Consider the following 13032-nt stretch of genomic DNA (forward strand, 5'->3'; position numbering starts at 1 on the left):
GAGATTATCAGTGCCTTTTTCTATCTGACACAAAGACTCCAATTTCTTACTTTGTCATCATTACCTATCATTAATATAATTAATGATAGGTAATTAGTAATAAATTAAGCTGGCTGTAACGCTTCGCTAATTTCTACCTTTTCAGTTGCAGTGAGTCCATCACTTGGTAAAAACTCTTTACCCCAACCCAAACCTGCAATTTCTTCTTCGATCATAGCTGCAATCTCAGCTTTATCATAACCAACGCCAGCTAAAACCTCTTGTGTAGAATGACCAAACCTCTCAGTTGGAGTAACAGATTTAATAAATGCTTCTACTGGTCGAATAGCATAATGATCAACTTGTGTTAATTTGTGGCCACTAGGGTGATTTGGATAGATAGAAAAAGCATAGCTTCCCCTGTCTATCCCTGCTGTCCCATTAATTTCACGACTGTATTGTTTACGTAAATCTTCAATGTTACGGGGGATGACGGCTGCAATATCAATCTGGTGTAGCGCATCGATCCATGTTTGAGATTTTTTGGTTACCAAAATGCTTGTTAAAAATACTTTTTTATCTTGAGCATCAGTCAGTTTTTCTAAACCTGAGATAGTGGCTAATTTATCTTGCTCTTGCATGTTAGAGTCAATGAAAATCCAACCGTCTAGGGTCTTATAGAAGTGTGACAAAGCATTATTCCCAAGTGCATCACGACCAGACGGTTCATTAAATGGTGCTCGGCCTTCATAATCAAAAGCAAATGGGAGTTGCGCTAAATTTGTTACAGCTGAAAGCGATGTTCTTGCACGGCTTACTTCACCAGTACGTTGTAAATGGAATAACGATGTTGCCATCGCTAAACCGCCAGCGAAACCACAATTAACATCGAGAGTACCCAGATGAGCATGTTCTTCTGGCGTTGCTATTCCACCAAATCTGCTCATGATGCCACTGTTAGCTTGGATAATATCATCGTAACCAATATAGTTTGTTTTAGGGCCTTCCAATGGACCACCTAAACAATCTAAACGGCAGAACAATATTTTTGGGTTAATAGCTAATAGGCTTTCTGAATCTAGGCCTAAATGTACCATTTGTCTGCTTGGCGCATTAATTAAAACAATATCACTTTCTTGTACTAAACGATTGAATACTTCACGACCTTTATTTGACATTATATCTATTAACGCGCTCTTTTTACCCATATTAGTTAGGAAAGTAAAAAACGTACCGATCAGTGGGTCATACATAGGAGAGACAGTATCAATTTTTGTTACTTCTGCGCCAAAACGTGTGAGTAATGCCGCAGCATGTGGTCCTGCAATAACGTTTGTTAAATCAAGGATTTTAATACCGTCTAACCAACCTTTATGACTAACAATTGTTGAAGCTTCGGGTAAGTTACGCGCAGCTTCGTTGACTGATAATAAACCTAAAGCACGTGCAACGGTCACATTCATACGTGCTGTCGGTGTGACCATATCTGTTGCACATTCTTCTAACCATGCAATTGGGCCTGGCTGTTTCATTAAACCATACTGTGAGTCTTCAACTTTAACAATAAGACCTGATTTTTCACAATGTTCACTGTTTACCCATTCTTGCGTGGTACGATGTGGTGCACCTGGAATCTTTCCTTCACCAAAAATCCCCCCCCATTCTTCGGATGTCTTTGTAAGGAATGCCACTTTCATTTTTGTTGATATAATATCGGCCCATTTTTTAGGGAGTGGATAAACACCGATTGATGTTTCTCCATCCCATTCATTTGTTGGTAAATGTAGATTTTCAACTTCAGGTAAACCATCACTAATAAGTTCTTCATAAATGCCTAATGCCTTTAATGCACGTTTTGCATGATTTCGATGTGATGGGCAAACGCAATAAAACATGCGGCCATCTGCACATAAATATGTACGGTAAAATGGGTCTAAGTACTCTTGAAGGTCCTCGTAACTTAAATCCATTTCGATATTGTTTGCTTGACGATATTCAATTTCATGATCACGCATTGTTTTATAACGATTTGGTAAATTTTCAACAACATAAGAATTATATGATAAGCCTTCCATTAGCGCTGCAACAATTGGCACCTCTATATGATCTCCTCGGCCGCTTTTTTCTCTGGCATAAAGCGCCAAAATAACAGCGCTTGCGGCAAGTACGGTTGCGTATGAAGAACCTAATGGCAATGGAGAAAAACTTGGATTTAAACCCATCAAGACTCGGTTATACCCCATATCACTAAACGCACCGGATGCAGCTGAAACGATTGCTTCCGTTGCTTTCCAACCACGACGCAGTTCATCATTACTTGCAAATCCAGGTATCGATAATGTAACCAACGCAGGGTTTTCCTGACGTAGAATTTCAAAATCAATTCCTAACTTCTTCATTACACCTGGACGAAAGCTTTCGAGTACAACATCTGCTTTGGCGATTAGAGCCAGTGCTTCTTTACGTTGAGTTGGATCTTTCAAGTCTAAACGAAGACAACTCTTATTACGGTTCAATATGGCGTTAGCAGGGTGGTCCCAAAGTGGACCTGTCGGTGGGTCAATGTGAATAACAGTTGCGCCTAAGTCGGCAAGAATCATTGCTGCACCGGGGCCAGCTATTTGCTGACCAAAATCGATAATAGAAATACCTTTAAGTGGTAATTGAATTTGAGTTGTCATGATTAGATTCCAATTATATGAATTTCGATTTTATGATGTAAATTATTAATATCGTGTTCTTTCAAACGGATACTATTAGCAAAATAAAAATCAGACCAGCAACAAAAATTTAACCTTAGATGTGTTTTTTTTTATGGCTAAAAATAAAGTGACAAGTCTCATATTCTTACTTGTAAATCTTTGACATTTTTCTTAAAACAATAAAGTACCACCTACGAGGTATCATTAAGTGTCTGTTTTATAACTATAAAAAAACTATGGCCATAGAGGTGATTTAAATTACTTTTCAATCACAGGTAACTGCTTAACAATGCAAACACTGAATTTATGACCTGCAATTAAGTTTCAGCATCACTTTATTAACATTTATGACAGGGGTTTCATTGTTGTAAATTACGTATTAAAAGCCGAAATACAATACGGTGATATATGACATTGTTGGTAGGTAATAATATTGATACATAATCTAAGGAGCTGTTTGTGAGTCATCAAAATATGATCGCGAAGGAAGGATTTTTTAAAGGTTCAAATCCAGTCATGATGATTGGATCAGGGCTATTAATTTTATTTTTTATTATTTTTACAATTGTTGGTGGAGATTTTGCCAATACCATTTATAACAATTCAAAACAATTTATTACAGATAATTTAAGCTGGTATTACATTGGTTTAATGAGCATATTTTTATTTATCTCAATCTGGTTGATTTTCAGTCGCTTTGGTAAAGTACGCTTAGGCAAAGAGACTGATAGACCTGAATACAGTGATTTCGCTTGGTTTTCGATGCTATTCAGTGCTGGTATCGCCATTGGTATTCTATTCTGGAGTATCGCAGAACCTATATATCACTACCAATCAAACCCCTTTGTCAGTGCCGCGATAGACCCTGAAGGTGCAAAACAAGTTGCGATGCGAGTGACGATTTTCCATTGGGGATTACATGGCTGGGCTATATTCGCTCTTATTGGCTTAGCCTTATCTTATTTTTCGTATAATAAAGGACTACCACTGACGATACGTTCAGCATTGTATCCGATATTTGGTGAAAAAATTTATGGCCCAATAGGCCACACAGCAGATTATCTAGCCGTGTTTGGCACTGTATTTGGTATTGCAACATCGCTTGGCCTTGGCGCTCAACAAATAAATGCGGGTATGAGCTATTTACTTGGTTTTGAAGTATCGACAGTCAATCAAATCATCATTATCGCCATTGTGTCAGTAGTCGCTATCGGCTCGGTATTACTCGGTGTTGATAAAGGTATTAAAGTCATTAGTACCATCAACATGAAGCTGACGATTGTCATCCTGGTATTATTTTTGATACTCGGACCGACGGTTTATATTTTAAGTGAATTTGTACTTAATTTTGGTGATTATTTAACAAATGTTGTCGGACTTGGTTTTTGGGTTAACACTAATCCAGATGACTCTTGGCAAGGTGATTGGACAATTTTCTATTGGGGTTGGTGGTTATCTTGGGCACCATTTGTTGGTGTATTTATCGCTCGTATCTCAAAAGGACGTACGATTAGGGAGTTTGTGGCGGGAGTTTTAGTTGCACCAACAATAATGGGCGCGTTCTGGATCACCACATTTGGCTCTACTGCATTTTATTTAGAACAAGCAGGTGCTGGCATTATCGATGCGGTAAACACTGACATGACGATGGCCTTGTTTAAAACAATTGAAGCCATGGATGCAGGCTCAATAATTACCATCTTAATGGCTGTCATTTGTGTCGTCATGCTTGTGACCTATTTTGTCACTTCAGCAGACTCTGCGACATTAGTTATTTGTTCACTGGTGTGCATGGGTGAAAAAAATCCATTACCAAGATACCGCATTTTCTGGGGCTGTGCGATAGGCGCATCTGCAGCAGTGCTGCTACTTGCTGGAGGCTTAAAGACATTGCAAACCGCATCAGTATTGGCCGCACTACCATTTTCGTTCGTTATTATACTTTCTGTTATAGGCTTAATCCGTGCATTACATGAGGATTATCCAACTGAATCAGCAACACTTGCCGAGCTAAAGTAATAACAATCAAATAGCGAGGGGTTATTGGTTCCCCTCTATATTATAAATAGGAAGATAGTCATGTCATCACAAGTAATATTACCACGCATAATGCAAATTGGCGCTGGTGCAAGTAAAGATATAGTGAACGTTTTAAATAACTTGGGCGTATCGAAACCCTTGATAATTACAGATAAAATGATGGTCAAATTAGGTTATGCAGCTCAAATCCAAAATGCATTAGCATTATCAAATTTAGCCGCTGAAATCTTTGATGATACAGTCCCAGAACCGACTGTCGCTTCGATTCAAAATGGTATCAATAAAGCTAAAAGTGGTGATTTTGATTGCTTAATCGCACTGGGTGGTGGCAGTCCGATTGATAGCGCGAAAGCAATCTCTGTTTTGTCACAATTTGGTGGTGAAATGCGTGATTATAAAGTACCGAGGGTTGTTAGCGAGCAAGGATTACCCCTAATTGCAATTCCAACGACCGCTGGCACTGGTACTGAATGTACATGTTTCACGATTATAACCGATGAAAAGAATGATGAAAAAATGTTATGCGCAGGCGTTGGTTTCATGCCTGTTGCAGCATTGGTTGATTTTGAGTTAACCCTCTCATTACCAGCCCGAATTACCGCGGATACCGGCATTGACGCATTAACGCATGCGATCGAAGCTTATGTAAGTAGAAAATCGAATACGTTTAGTGACTCACAAGCTATCTCAGCGATGAAGCTCATCGCGCCAAATTTACGTAAAACATATCATGACGGTAATGATAAAACGGCACGTGAAAACATTATGTTAGGCTCTACACTTGCAGGTATGGCATTTTCAAACGCTTCAGTTGCACTTGTACATGGCATGAGTCGACCCATTGGTGCCGCATTTCATGTGCCGCACGGTTTATCCAACGCGATGTTATTACCGGCAGTTACTGCTTTTTCTATTCCAGCAGCACCTGAACGTTATGCTGATTGCGCTAAAGCCATCGGGATTGCAAATGAAAGTGATTCAACTGATGTAGCCAATGGCAAGTTGATTGTAGAACTTAAGGCTCTAAATGTTGAGCTTAACGTACCAACACCAGCTGAGTTTGGTATTGAGGGCGCTAAGTACTTTGATTTACTGCCTACAATGGCAAAACAAGCATTAGCGTCAGGCTCACCAAATAACAATCCTCGGGTTCCAAGCATTGACGAAATGATTGCGATATATAAAGAGATTTGGGTTGATTAACTACCCAACTTTTACATGTAGCATTTTATATTAATTTAAATATAGCGAATATTCGCTTATCAAAAGGGAAGATCTCTCATGAGTGAAGTAGTAATGGATAAATCTCAAGCGACAATCACAGAATTAACAACTATTGGTCAGCTGATTGACGGTGAAATGATTATTGATGGTGAACGTAGTCAGCCTATCTTCAACCCATCGACAGGTAAGTCAGAAAAGAATATTGATCTTGCCAGTGTTGCAACTGTTGAAGCTGCGATTACAAGTGCTCAAGCGGCATTCCCTGCATGGCGTAATACGGCACCTATTAAGCGTGCTCGTGTTATGTTTAAATTTAAAGAATTATTGGAACAGAATGCAGAAAAAATCTGCGAACTTATCGGCCAAGAACACGGTAAGATCTCTCATGATGCGATGGGTGAATTACAACGTGGTATTGAGAATGTGGAATACGCATGTGGTGCGCCAGAACTACTAAAAGGTGAATTTAGTAAAAATGTAGGACCAAGTATCGATTCCTGGAGCGAATTTCAACCACTTGGTGTGGTAACGGGTATTACACCATTTAACTTTCCTGTGATGGTACCTTGCTGGATGTTTCCAATGGCGATCGTGTGTGGTAACACATTCATTCTTAAGCCATCTGAACGCGACCCGAGCGCAACACTATTCATTGCTCAGTTACTACAAGACGCGGGTTTACCAAAAGGCGTACTTAACGTCATTAATGGTGATAAAACCGCGGTTAATACACTATTAACAGATAAGCGTGTTCAAGCCGTTAGCTTTGTAGGCTCAACACCGATTGCGGAATATATTTATTCTACAGCAGCTGCTAATGGTAAACGTTGTCAAGCACTTGGTGGTGCTAAAAACCACGCCATCATTATGCCAGATGCTGACATGGACAACGCTGTAAATCAGCTTGTTGGCGCTGCATTTGGTTCATCTGGCGAACGCTGTATGGCATTATCTGTTGCTGTTGCTGTGGGCGACACAGCTGGTGACTTGTTGGTTGAAAAAATGACGATTGCAATGCAAGACTTAAAGGTAGGTCCATATAGCAATCCAAAAAATGATTTTGGTCCTGTTATTACAAAAGCACATCAAGAAAAAGTAAATGCGTATATTGATAGTGCAGAAAAAGATGGCGCCACGATTGTTGTTGATGGTCGTAATCCTGAAGTGGTTGGATATGAAGACGGCTTTTATGTTGGCGGTACATTAATTGATAACGTAACAACAGATATGTTGAGCTACAGAGACGAGATATTTGGCCCTGTACTACAAGTTATTCGTGTTAATACAATGCAAGAAGCAATGGCGTTAATCGATGCACATGAATATGGTAATGGTACCTGTATCTTCACGCGTGATGGCGAAGCTGCACGTTACTTCTCTGATCATATTCAAGTTGGAATGGTCGGTATAAACGTACCGTTACCAGTGCCTGTTGCATATCACAGCTTTGGTGGTTGGAAACGTTCATTGTTTGGCGATTTACATGCCTATGGTCCAGATGGCGTTCGTTTTTATACAAAACGTAAAACAATTACCCAACGCTGGCCCTCTGCAAGTCTGCGTGAAAATGTTGAATTTGCAATGCCTACATTAAAATAAAGAAAATAATAAGCTAGAGTGTATTTATTTTTGTCTGTAGCCGCAAAAAAGTTTAGCGCTACAGACAACTTATTTGAACAATAAAGATATATCTTAACCCATTAACATATATAACTTTTTATTTTTACTCCGAATTTAATTAAGTATAAGCATGCTCTTAATATAAGTTTTTTATCTTAGATCTAAGTCTAATAAAAGTTAATTTTAGCATGATAACATTCACGACAATGTGTCTCATACATGGTTCTAAAATGAAAAAAAATCTCCCCCCTTTAAACTGGTTGCGTTCCTTTGAAGCATCAGCTCGCCATTTGAATTTTACCCAAGCGGCAAATGAACTGAATTTGACCCAAGCGGCAATTAGTACTCAAATAAAATGTTTAGAAGCTAATTTAGGTATGCCTCTATTTACCCGTTTACCACGTGGTTTAACATTGACTGATTCTGGACAATCATACTTACCACCCGTTAGCGAAGCCATTAATAAACTTGCAGCCACAACCAATGAGATTTTTGGTGATAGCAAAAAAATAAAAATTACAGTGTGCTCTAACCTCGTATTTTTTTGCCAATGGTTAGCGCCTAGAATGGCCTCCTTTTACGAGCAACACCCTGACATTTTGATTCGTTTTACGAGTAATATTTGGGCCGATGACCTGGATAAAAATTCAGATGTTAATGTAGGATATGGTCATGGTAATTGGGACGGTTTTCGCTCCGACAGACTGACTTGGGATGAATTAATACCTGTATGTAGCCCCACATTATTAAGTTGTATGCCAACCCCTAAATGCCCGAGTGAACTTAATGAGTATGCTTTATTGCACGTGATTGGTTATGAAGAAGGCTGGGGACATTGGCTTAACGCAACTGGATTTCATGATATTAATACTGATAAAGGAATGACATTTGATACATTAGTATCCGCATTTGAAATGGCTAAACATGGACACGGTATTGCGCTAGGACGTAGCTCTTTGGTTAAAAAATCAATACTCAAAGGTGAGTTGATAGCTCCATTTTCGCAAACAATACCAACCACCGAAGGTTTTTATTTAAAAACACCAACAAGTCAAATTGATAATAAAAAAATTGAAACGTTTAGACAATGGATTCTAAGTGAAATTTATTGACCATTATTATGTTGCCTATTAAATGTAAAAATACCCATCAACCTAAGCTGATGGGTATTTTTTATATCATTACCAATAGATAGTCAATTCACTGTCTCGCCATTACTAGCCTCTGTAAAACTAAGCTAGCCAACCAAAAACTACATATTTGGTGTGTCTGTTACTACATCTAGATTCTGCGCACGGTGTCTTAGCAAGTGATCCATTAGCGTGATAGCAAGTTGTGCTTCAGCAATTGGCACTGCGCGAATACCGACGCATGGATCGTGACGACCTTTGGTAACCACTTCAATTGCGTTACCAAACTTATCAATTGATTTACCTGGAATAGTAATACTTGATGTTGGCTTCATTGCAATATGCGCAATGATGTCTTGCCCACTTGAAATGCCACCCAGTACGCCACCAGCATGATTAGAAAGGAAACCATCTTCTGGTGTCATTTCATCGCGGTGCTCACTACCAAGCTGTTCTACAACGCCAAAACCATCACCAATCTCAACACCTTTCACGGCATTAATACTCATTAATGAATGAGCTATTTCAGCATCTAAACGATCGAATACCGGCTCACCTAAACCAACAGGAACACCCTCAGCAACCACTGTTACTTTAGCGCCCACTGAGTTACCTGATTTTTTCAATCCACGCATGTATTCATCAAGCGCTTCTAATTTGCTTGGATCAGGAAAGAAGAATGGGTTTTGTTCAACTTGATCCCATTGCAGTGCTTCTGCTTTGATTGGGCCCAGTTGTGATAAATAACCACGAATCACAATACCGTGTTGCTCTTTCAAATATTTCTTCGCAATTGCTCCCGCTGCTACACGCATTGCAGTTTCACGCGCCGATGAACGACCACCACCACGGTAATCGCGATGACCAAATTTCTGATGATAAGTATAATCAGCGTGACCTGGACGGAAGGTATCTTTAATATTTGAATAATCTTGTGAACGTTGATCGGTATTTTTGATCATCAGGCCAATTGAGCAACCTGTAGTTTTACCTTCAAAAATACCAGAAAGGATCTGAACTTCGTCAGCTTCACGTCGTTGAGTGGTATAGCGAGATGTGCCAGGCTTACGACGGTCGAGATCAAACTGCAGATCTTCGAGTGATATTTCAAGTCCTGGAGGGCAGCCGTCAATGATGCACCCAAGTGCTGGACCATGGCTTTCTCCGAATGTGGAGATCTTAAATAATTGCCCAATACTATTCCCTGCCATAACAGCGTTTCCTTTATATAATGCCGACTAATACCTTTGAGAATACAAGACCCGCGGCTTAGCGACAATAGAAAATAGCTAAAAAAGGAATAAAAAAAAACCTGTAACCATCATAAGATGATCACAGGTTTATCATGGGTTAAAGACCCAATAATAGTTCGTTACCGCATTATTTAAACGGGGCGACTATTTAAACGGAGCGAACTCTGCCATAGAATCTAAGATCTGCTCTTTGCTGATCACGAAGATACCGTGACCGCCATTTTGCATTTCTAACCAGGTAAATGGTACTTCTGGGAATTTCTCTTGCATGTGAACCATGCTATTGCCAATCTCAACAAACAGTAAACCGCCGTCGTTTAGCATGTCAGGTGCTTGTGCTAGCATTTTAAGCGTTAGCTCTAGTCCATCAAAACCAGACTGTAGACCGATTTCAGGTTCGTGTTTGAACTCGTCTGGTAAGTTATCAATGTCTTCTTGATCAACATAAGGAGGATTCGATACGATCATGTCGTAACGTAACCCAGTTAAGTTCGAGAACAAATCAGATTGAATTGGTGTTACTTGATTTTCAACACCGTGATCTTGAATATTGATTTCGGCAACTTCAATCGCACCGTGTTCGATATCAACTGCATCAATGTCTGAATCTGGGAATGCATGAGACAGTGCAATCGCAATACAACCACTGCCCGTACACATATCAAGGATACGCATAGGTTCGTGTGTTAACCAAGGTTGGAAGCCATTCATGATCAGTTCTGCAAACGGTGAGCGTGGCACTAAAACACGTTCATCAACGAAGAACTCTAAACCAGCAAACCATGCTTTGTTAGTCAAATATGCTGCAGGGATACGCTCGTTTACACGACGAACGATCAGCTCAACCAATTTTTGGCGTTCAGAAGTAAGCAGTTTCGCATGACGAATTTGAGGGTCAATATCTAATGGTAAATGTAGTGTCGGTAAGATTAACTGTACAGCTTCATCCCACGCGTTATCAGTACCGTGACCATAAAAAATACCCGCATCGTTAAAACGGCTAACCGCCCAACGGATGATATCTTGTATTGTCGTTAACTCTTTGACTGCTTCGTCAATAAAAATCCTGTCCACAATTGACTCCAATTTTGGTAAAGTAACAAAATGTTTAATCAACTGAGCTTAGCAGTTGAATTTGGGTAACTAACATTATGTTTAATAAACAAATGAAAAAAAAGATGTTGCTGCAAATAGATGTAGCAAAAGAACAGGCACAAGCTGCGCAAGTGAAAGTATCGCAAGCCGCGCTGAAACCAGATGAACACGCTCTTTTTTCTGATAGTATGAAAGGTATAAAACCTTTGGCACAGGATACCATACGCAAAACAAAAATCAGGGCTAATAAACCGAAAACACAAGCAAATGATTCAATCCGACAAGAATCAGCGCAACGTGAACATTTTTTCTCCGATCAATTTGAGCCCCACATTGCTGACGAAGGTCCTACCCGTTATATACGTGATGGCGTTTCACCCTATGAGCTGAAGAAATTACGTCGTGGTGATTACGAACCCGAATTGCTTTTGGACTTGCATGGTTTAACCCAAGAAATCGCCAAGGTAGAAATATCTGCATTAATCGCAGAGTGCCGTAAACAGCATATCCGCTGTTGTAATGTTATGCACGGTCATGGAAAAAATATTCTTAAGCGTCAATTGCCAATGTGGTTAGCCCAGCATCCTGATATTGAAGCATTTCACCAAGCAACCAAAACTTGGGGTGGCAGTGCTGCGATATCAATTCTCGTTGAGTTGACTAATAAAGAAGACTTTTTAAGGTAATGAGTTAATGGTGGTCGATAAACAAGATCTCTGGTTTGCAGAGCTAGAAAAAGAAAATAACGAGCGTTTGGCGCAGCTTGAAGAAGCAATGATAGAAGAGAATAGATTACACGCAATAAAAGCAGAAGAGATAAGGGTAAAGGCTGACAAAGCTGCAACATTTAACGTAAAGCACCCAAGGCTTAGTTTTCTAAAGCGTTACAATGTCATCATTATTATGCTGATTGGCTTAGCTATTACAGTAGGCTTTAATGTGTCGATGTTTATCGCCTAACATCAAATGCTTTATCGGTAAGACCAAAACTCGCTATCCAACTGAACCAAAAGACAGGCACAAAAAAAGGTTAGTGTATAACACTAACCTTTCAAGCGCGCTTTGCTAAACTGCAAATCCTTTAATTTCACGATTTACTTCCGATATACGCATTTTAACATTATTCGCTGCATTGCTCGGCATGATTAACAAACCTTGCTGGAACTCTAACAATCCCAAACCTGTGACATAGAGGGTTCCATGAAAAAAACTCTTTACATATCTTGCGATACGCAATGAGTTAAACTGTTTAAAACTACGCATTTAGCACTCCTTTATACGCTTATATAAGTACCATCCAAGTACTTAAACAGATGGCGGCATAATATACTAACAATAGGGTAATGCAAAGATATTTAACATTGCATTGACCCTTGTATAAAGTGTAAGCACTAATTATAAACTTCATTAACAACTAGTGTGTTACTTTATACTCGCGGGTGTTTCTAACCACTTCAAATTACAACTATTTTCATCTAATTCTAAGCAAGCAATCGCAGATGTTGCGAAGGCTGGCATCTGCTTACCGGTTGTCAATACTGAAGTGAGATAGCTCACTACAGGTAAATGCGAAACTAGTAAGATTGTTTGGTAATTATATTGCTCAACCAGTGCACGAACATAATCAGCAATATATTCTGCATCCCCGTATGGGGTTATATCTTCACAGACTTCGACACTGTTTACGGTAAATAAGTTCCCGATAACTTGCCAAGTTTGTGCAGCTCGAACATAAGGGCTGTGTAATACACAATCTAAAGTTGGTTCAATCGCACTTAACCAACTGGCCATATCAACAGACTGCTGTCGTCCTGTACCCGTTAACTCACGTTCCGCATCGCTGTTTGCATATAAGCCTGCTTGACCGTGTCGCATAATATAAATCTTCATACCACCACGCTACATTATCTATTGAAGTTTTATAGATATTAACACAGCACCAAAAAACGATTGCATGATAACGCGCCTTTATGACAAAAATATTAAAAA

The 13032-nt window shown here is 39.5% G+C and carries 11 protein-coding genes; 6 read left to right on the forward strand and 5 right to left on the reverse strand.

What is annotated here, in order from left to right; all coding sequences use genetic code 11:
* Window positions 1-104: 104 nt before the first annotated feature.
* The gene (locus HWV01_RS16965) at window positions 105-2660 is read right to left on the reverse strand and encodes a CoA transferase (RefSeq protein ID WP_211672664.1); all 2556 of its coding nucleotides are present in this window, start codon (window positions 2658-2660) and stop codon (window positions 105-107) included.
* 480 nt (window positions 2661-3140) lie between these two features.
* On the opposite strand from HWV01_RS16965, the gene HWV01_RS16970 reads away from it, so the two are divergent.
* The 4 genes from HWV01_RS16970 (at window position 3141) to gcvA (ending at window position 8677) form a co-directional block, all read left to right on the forward strand.
* Entirely contained in the window at window positions 3141-4700 is a 1560-nt protein-coding gene (locus HWV01_RS16970; RefSeq protein ID WP_228140379.1) for a BCCT family transporter, read from the forward strand.
* A gap of 60 nt (window positions 4701-4760) precedes the next feature.
* The gene (locus tag HWV01_RS16975) at window positions 4761-5924 is read left to right on the forward strand and encodes an iron-containing alcohol dehydrogenase (protein WP_211672665.1); all 1164 of its coding nucleotides are present in this window, start codon (window positions 4761-4763) and stop codon (window positions 5922-5924) included.
* A 78-nt stretch (window positions 5925-6002) separates the two neighbouring features.
* Window positions 6003-7544, forward strand: a complete 1542-nt coding sequence (locus HWV01_RS16980; protein WP_305793987.1) for a CoA-acylating methylmalonate-semialdehyde dehydrogenase — start codon at window positions 6003-6005, stop codon at window positions 7542-7544.
* A gap of 251 nt (window positions 7545-7795) precedes the next feature.
* Window positions 7796-8677, forward strand: a complete 882-nt coding sequence (gene gcvA / locus HWV01_RS16985) for a transcriptional regulator GcvA (RefSeq protein WP_211672666.1) — start codon at window positions 7796-7798, stop codon at window positions 8675-8677.
* Between the two features lie 140 nt (window positions 8678-8817).
* Here the strand turns inward: gcvA and aroC are convergent, their stop codons facing one another.
* Complete coding sequence (gene aroC / locus HWV01_RS16990; RefSeq protein WP_211672667.1) at window positions 8818-9906, reverse strand: chorismate synthase; 1089 nt, start codon at window positions 9904-9906, stop codon at window positions 8818-8820.
* Between the two features lie 186 nt (window positions 9907-10092).
* Complete coding sequence (gene prmB / locus HWV01_RS16995) at window positions 10093-11022, reverse strand: 50S ribosomal protein L3 N(5)-glutamine methyltransferase (RefSeq protein ID WP_211672668.1); 930 nt, start codon at window positions 11020-11022, stop codon at window positions 10093-10095.
* 77 nt (window positions 11023-11099) lie between these two features.
* Here prmB and smrB point away from each other — a divergent pair, with 77 nt between their 5' ends.
* Complete coding sequence (gene smrB / locus HWV01_RS17000) at window positions 11100-11729, forward strand: endonuclease SmrB (RefSeq protein WP_211672669.1); 630 nt, start codon at window positions 11100-11102, stop codon at window positions 11727-11729.
* Window positions 11730-11736: 7 nt separating this feature from the next.
* Complete coding sequence (locus HWV01_RS17005) at window positions 11737-12003, forward strand: hypothetical protein (RefSeq protein ID WP_211672670.1); 267 nt, start codon at window positions 11737-11739, stop codon at window positions 12001-12003.
* 105 nt (window positions 12004-12108) lie between these two features.
* Here HWV01_RS17005 and HWV01_RS17010 read toward each other — a convergent pair whose 3' ends face one another.
* Together HWV01_RS17010 and sixA are read right to left on the reverse strand one after the other, a co-directional pair.
* Window positions 12109-12306, reverse strand: a complete 198-nt coding sequence (locus tag HWV01_RS17010) for a DUF1107 family protein (protein WP_211672671.1) — start codon at window positions 12304-12306, stop codon at window positions 12109-12111.
* Between the two features lie 159 nt (window positions 12307-12465).
* Window positions 12466-12918 carry a phosphohistidine phosphatase SixA gene (gene sixA, locus HWV01_RS17015; protein ID WP_249185355.1) on the reverse strand — a complete coding sequence of 151 codons (453 nt, stop codon included), beginning with the start codon at window positions 12916-12918 and terminating at the stop codon, window positions 12466-12468.
* Between the last annotated feature and the right edge of the window lie 114 nt (window positions 12919-13032).

The organism is Moritella sp. 5 (assembly GCF_018219455.1).
GTDB lineage: Bacteria > Pseudomonadota > Gammaproteobacteria > Enterobacterales > Moritellaceae > Moritella.

Coding starts and splice junctions, on each gene's coding strand:
- HWV01_RS16965 (WP_211672664.1), bottom strand. CDS start 2,660: ATGACAACTCAAATTCAATTACCACTTAAAGGTATTTCTATTATCGAT.
- HWV01_RS16975 (WP_211672665.1), top strand. CDS start 4,761: ATGTCATCACAAGTAATATTACCACGCATAATGCAAATTGGCGCTGGT.
- HWV01_RS16980 (WP_305793987.1), top strand. CDS start 6,003: ATGAGTGAAGTAGTAATGGATAAATCTCAAGCGACAATCACAGAATTA.
- gcvA (WP_211672666.1), top strand. CDS start 7,796: ATGAAAAAAAATCTCCCCCCTTTAAACTGGTTGCGTTCCTTTGAAGCA.
- aroC (WP_211672667.1), bottom strand. CDS start 9,906: ATGGCAGGGAATAGTATTGGGCAATTATTTAAGATCTCCACATTCGGA.
- smrB (WP_211672669.1), top strand. CDS start 11,100: ATGTTTAATAAACAAATGAAAAAAAAGATGTTGCTGCAAATAGATGTA.
- HWV01_RS17005 (WP_211672670.1), top strand. CDS start 11,737: ATGGTGGTCGATAAACAAGATCTCTGGTTTGCAGAGCTAGAAAAAGAA.
- HWV01_RS17010 (WP_211672671.1), bottom strand. CDS start 12,306: ATGCGTAGTTTTAAACAGTTTAACTCATTGCGTATCGCAAGATATGTA.
- sixA (WP_249185355.1), bottom strand. CDS start 12,918: ATGCGACACGGTCAAGCAGGCTTATATGCAAACAGCGATGCGGAACGT.